Here is a 4,934-nt window from a genome sequence, read left to right on the forward strand (position 1 = left end):
GCCGGCAAGAACACCGGCACCTTCCGCACCCAGACCGACAACGCCGACAACCTTGGTGCCACCCGTCTGGTCGAAGATGCCGAGGGCGGCATCGAGACGCGCACGCTGGATCAGCTGATGGGCGAAGACCCGGTCGATTTCATCAAGATCGACGCCGAGGGCATGGAGCTGGACGTGCTGGAAGGCGCAAGCGCGCTGATCGCCCGCGACAAGCCCGTGATCTGGGTCGAGGTCCTGCGCGAGAACATGCTGGGGTTCGCCCAGAAATGGTGCCGCAGCGCGGGCTACCGGATCGTCGATTCCACGCCCTACGTTCACACCATCGATTATTTCGCTGTCCCGAAGGAGTGACAGGCCATGGCCGAAACCGCACTCTCCCGCAAAGACCGCCGCGCCCGGATCGCCAAGGCGTCCAAGATCTATGGCATCAAGGGGTCGGAAAGCCTTGATCTGCACGAGGCCTACAAGGCCCTGAACCAGAACAACGTGCTGCGGGCCGTGCAGCTGGCCCATCCGATCACGAAAAGCCATCCGAAATCCGTGCATGCCTGGGTCGTCATGGGCGGTGCCGCGCTGGCGCAGCGCGAAGGCGACACCGCTGCGGCCTTTTTCCAGCGCGCACTGGATTTCGCCCCGTCGGAACCTTCGGCGCTGGTTGGTCTGGCCAAGGCCTATGTGCTTCAGGTCAAACCCGAAGAGGCCACCCGCACCGCCGCCCGCGCCTTTGCCGCCGGGGCCGACGAAAAGGGGCTGCTGGTCCTGTACATGGAGCTGATGCGCCAGATGGGCCGGATCCAGGCCGCCGTCGACGTGGTGCAGCCGGTCATCGCCAAGCAGGACGACGCCGAGCTGAGCATGAAGCTGGCCGACATGCTGACCGATATCGAGGAAACCGGGAAAGCCGCCGTCTGGCTGGAAAAGGCCTGGAAGCTGAAGCCCGAGGAAGAGGGCTATCGCATCGCCCGCCTGCGCGCGCTGATCTATACGGGCCGTCTGGACCCCGCGATCGCGCTGGCCGACGAGCTGCTGGCCGATGACGCCACCAAGGATCGCGACACGGTCGTACTATATAAGGTGCTGGCGCTGCGGATTTCGAACCAGCCCGAGGTCGCGCTGGATCTGGCCGAGGCGCATGAATTCACCAACCCTGACCGCTATGCCGAAATCCGCGGCATCGTCGCCAACATCCTGCAGGACATCGGCCGCAGCGATGAGGCCGACGACGCCTATCTGGAAGGCATGCACGTTACGGGGGCCAAGCTGAAGGTGTCCAAGGCCTATGGCGCCTTCCTGATGCGCAAGGGCGATTTCACCCGCGGGCCGGAATTCTTCAAGGACCGCTTCGAGACGCGGCAGCGCAGCTATATCCCCTATGAAAACTCGGCCCCCGAGAACCTGACGGAGCTAGAGCAGCTGTTCCTGATCGGTGAACAGGGGGTCGGTGACCAGCTGGCGCTTTTGGGTCTGCTGCGGCTGGCTCCGGTGGATCTGGGCAAAACCAAGGTCACGCTGGCCACCGACGCGCGTTTCATCAAGGCGCTGGACGGCAATGCCTATGGGTTCGAGGTGATGGACCGCAATGTCTTCACCTCGGAACCGCGCGAGATGAAGCCGAACGAGATGATGTATATCGGGGATCTGACCCGGTTCATCGACCCGGCCGACCGCGCCGCGCATCAGAAACCCTGGGTCACGCCCAATGCGACCCGGATGCAGCATTTGCGCAGCAAGTACGAAGCGCTGGCCAAAGGCGGGCCGATCATCGGGGCGGCCTGGGCCTCGGGGTCCATGCTGGGGCATCTGCGGTCGGTCAGCCTGATGGATATCGTCAGTGCCGTGCCCGAGGGCGCGCTGGTGGTGAACCTGCAATACGGCGACCGCACGTCTGAAATCGAAGCCGCACAGCGCGCGCGCCCCGACATCACCATCCTGGACGACCCCGAAGTCGATCAGATGGCCGATCTGGCGACCTTCTTTGCCCAGGTCGCGGCGATGGACCGGATCCTGACCATCGACAACACCACCGCCCATGTGGCCGGAGCCATCGGGCATGACGACACCCATGTGCTGATCCCCACGGGGTCGGAATGCATGTGGTATTGGGGCAATGAGGGCGACATCGACCCCTGGTATGGCAACCTGAAGCTGTATCGTCAGGCGAAACTGGGGCAATGGGACCAGCCGCTTTCCATGATGAAAACGGCTGTGTGTCCGTAAAGCCACGGGATAATCTTGTCATCGCATGAAAAACTCCGGCTTTATAACGGTCTTTAACCTTGTTGGCCTATCTGTTCTTCAACAGGAGGCGCAGAAGCGCCTGGACAGGGGCTGAAATGGGTATCGGACGGGGCGTTTTTGAAAGACGAAAGGGGTTGTTGGCCTGGCTGACATCCCGGTCTTTCCTTGCGCGTGCCGCAACCGGCCCGGCGCAGGCCTTGCGGCCGGCGGTGCGGATCGAAGACAGCGTGACGCCGAATTTCCTTGTCTGCCTGGAAACGGGGTCTCGTCAGGTGCTGCTTCGGCGGCATCTTCGCGAAACGCTCCGGATGACACCCGAAGAATATCGGGACAGATGGGGGCTTCCCCCCGAATACCCCATGGTGGCGGCCAACTACCTTGCGCGGAGAGCAGCCGCGCAAAGGCAAGGTCATCATGGATAACAATAACCAAAAGAGGGTCGGATCCGGCAAAAGATCGGACGATGGCCCCGAATGGCAGTGATTGAGGCATCTCATGGCAGACCAGAGCAGAAAGGACATGATCGCAACGATCGTCGCGTCCTATGCTGCGCGGCCGGATAGTACACCGGACGCGATTGTAGAACTGTACAACAAGCTGATGGGCGACGCGGGTGAAACCCCCGAGCCGCCCCAGACTGGCGCGGTGAAACCCGCGCTGCCGCTGGACCGCGCTGTGACCGAGGACAAGGTATACTGCCTGTGCTGCGGTCGGGGCTTCAAGATGCTGAAACGGCATCTGGGCGCGGAACACGGGCTGACCGAGGCGGAATATCGCACGATGTTCGGCCTGCCGGCCGATTTCGCGCTGGTTGCCCCCAGCTATTCGCGGAAAAAGGCCAGCCACGCCAAACAGGCGGGCTTTGGGAAATACGACCGCGGCGTCCAGAAGCTGGACACCGACGCGTAACGCAGGGCGCCCCGCAAGGGGCGCGCACCCCCCGACAATACGAAGCCGAGCATAAGGCAGAGGGCGCATGGCAGGTAACGACCAACAGATCGTCATCAAGAAGATTGAAGAAGTCGGCGGTGGCGGACACCATGGCGGCGGCTGGAAGGTGGCCTATGCCGACTTCATGACCGCTATGATGGCCTTCTTCCTTCTGCTGTGGATCCTCGCCGCCTCGGACGAAGAGGCGCTGAGGGGGCTGGCCGATTACTTTACCCCGTCGCTGTCGCAATCGGGCGGCAAGGGGCAGGGGATGCTGGACGGCCAGATCATCGCGCCGAACGGCGAACAGGGCGGGTCCAACACGCCCGACGGCAACACCCGCCTGCCCAGCTTTGGACAGGAAAACCCGCTGGCCGTCTTCGACAGCCGCCTGCGGGAAGAGGCCACCGACGTCCTGGTGGAATACGAGACGCTTGAAGACGGCACCATGGTCGAAAGCGCCGCCACCAAGGCCGGCCAGGACGGCACGAGCGATCAGGAATTCGATGGCACTGCCGCCGAACGCGCCGCCGAGGCGCAGGCGATGCAGGAACAATACCAGGCCGAGGTGAAGCAGCGCGAAGCCCAGATGGAGCAGTTGGAGAATGAGATCCGCCGCCACATCGCCGACCGCCTTGACCTGCAGGACCTGGGCGAGAACCTGCGCTTTGACCGCACCTCGGACGGGTTGCTGGTGCAGATCGTCGACAACGCGGGGCAGTCCATGTTCACCAGCGGCTCGGCCCGGGTCGACAGCCGCACCCGCGACCTGCTGCGCATCATCGGAGAGGCGATCGCGGACATGAAGAACGCCATCGTCATCACCGGCCACACCGATGCGGTGCCCTTCACCAACAGCGTCGGCTATTCCAACTGGGAACTCTCGGCCGACCGCGCCAATGCCACGCGGCGCGTGCTGATCGACACTGGCGTGTCGCCGTCGCGGATCAAGCGGATTTCCGGCCTCGCCTCGACCGAGCCGCTGAATGCCGCAAACCCCGAGGCGGCCGAGAACCGGCGCATCAGCGTGCTGCTGGCCTACCCCGAGCCGCCGCGCCCCGAGGATCTGCCGCAGGGGCTGCCCTCGAATCGCTGATCGAATCGTTAAAGCCGCGTTAACGGGTGTTTCCAGATCGGAAACGTCCTCCAATGGCCGCCCGCGCCCGATTTCCCGGCGCGGGCGGCCGTCGTTTATCCACATCCCGGAAAATTGCAAAAGGCGCTTGTCTGTAAACGCCTTGCCTTCGTCTGCCCATTGGGCTACCCGCTATATCTAGCGAAACGGGGAAAAGTTATCCCCATATTTCGCAGCCCTTCCCGGATAGTTTCCTTTTATCAGCGCCCGCCTACCTATAGGTTGGACCCACAAGATATTGGGGCGGTTTCATGGGACAAGACCGAGTACTGGAAGACATCTGGACGGGGCGTATCCGGCCGGCACGGGGTGCAGAGGCGCAGGCCCTGTCCCGCCAGCTGCGCGCGCTGGTTCCGGTGCACCACGTGCTGGTCTCGGCCCAGGCGGGCAGCGAGCGTGTCGCCGTCATGCTGGACGATGCCGAACTGATGCCCGCGCTGCCCCTGGGCGACGTGCTGGTCGAGGAACTGGGCGTCGACGTGCCCTATGGCGCGCTGGTCGTGCTGCGCGATGCGGGATCGACCAACCCTGTGTCCTATGACGCCGGCATTATCCTGGGCGAAATCCTTCTGACCCTGCTGCGCACCGGTCTGTTCCCGATGGAGCGTGAGACCGACGCGCTTTATGCCAT

At 63.4% G+C, this 4,934-nt stretch carries 6 protein-coding genes; all 6 read left to right on the plus strand.

What is annotated here, in order from left to right; genetic code table 11:
- On the plus strand, positions 1-351 hold a 351-nt coding region (locus tag ACEQXV_RS01540; protein WP_370267561.1), incomplete at its 5' end, for an FkbM family methyltransferase.
- A 6-nt stretch (positions 352-357) separates the two neighbouring features.
- A complete protein-coding gene (locus tag ACEQXV_RS01545) occupies positions 358-2,217 on the plus strand; it encodes a tetratricopeptide repeat protein (RefSeq protein WP_370267563.1) in 1,860 nt (619 codons plus the stop codon).
- 116 nt (positions 2,218-2,333) lie between these two features.
- Entirely contained in the window at positions 2,334-2,660 is a 327-nt protein-coding gene (locus tag ACEQXV_RS01550) for a MucR family transcriptional regulator (protein WP_093454760.1), read from the plus strand.
- 97 nt (positions 2,661-2,757) lie between these two features.
- Positions 2,758-3,147 (plus strand): MucR family transcriptional regulator, encoded by a 390-nt coding sequence (locus ACEQXV_RS01555; protein WP_244996001.1) that lies wholly within the window; start codon positions 2,758-2,760, stop codon positions 3,145-3,147.
- Positions 3,148-3,214: 67 nt separating this feature from the next.
- Positions 3,215-4,264, plus strand: a complete 1,050-nt coding sequence (locus ACEQXV_RS01560) for a flagellar motor protein MotB (RefSeq protein ID WP_353338148.1) — start codon at positions 3,215-3,217, stop codon at positions 4,262-4,264.
- Positions 4,265-4,554: 290 nt separating this feature from the next.
- A partial coding sequence (locus ACEQXV_RS01565; protein ID WP_370267565.1) for a hypothetical protein occupies positions 4,555-4,934 on the plus strand: 380 nt, incomplete at its 3' end.

This window comes from Nioella sp. (assembly GCF_964229645.1).
Taxonomy (GTDB): domain Bacteria; phylum Pseudomonadota; class Alphaproteobacteria; order Rhodobacterales; family Rhodobacteraceae; genus Nioella.

Bases quoted from the DNA above. Each gene is read 5' to 3' on its own strand.
- ACEQXV_RS01545 (WP_370267563.1), top strand. From the start codon at position 358: ATGGCCGAAACCGCACTCTCCCGCAAAGACCGCCGCGCCCGGATCGCC.
- ACEQXV_RS01550 (WP_093454760.1), top strand. From the start codon at position 2,334: ATGGGTATCGGACGGGGCGTTTTTGAAAGACGAAAGGGGTTGTTGGCC.
- ACEQXV_RS01555 (WP_244996001.1), top strand. From the start codon at position 2,758: ATGATCGCAACGATCGTCGCGTCCTATGCTGCGCGGCCGGATAGTACA.
- ACEQXV_RS01560 (WP_353338148.1), top strand. From the start codon at position 3,215: ATGGCAGGTAACGACCAACAGATCGTCATCAAGAAGATTGAAGAAGTC.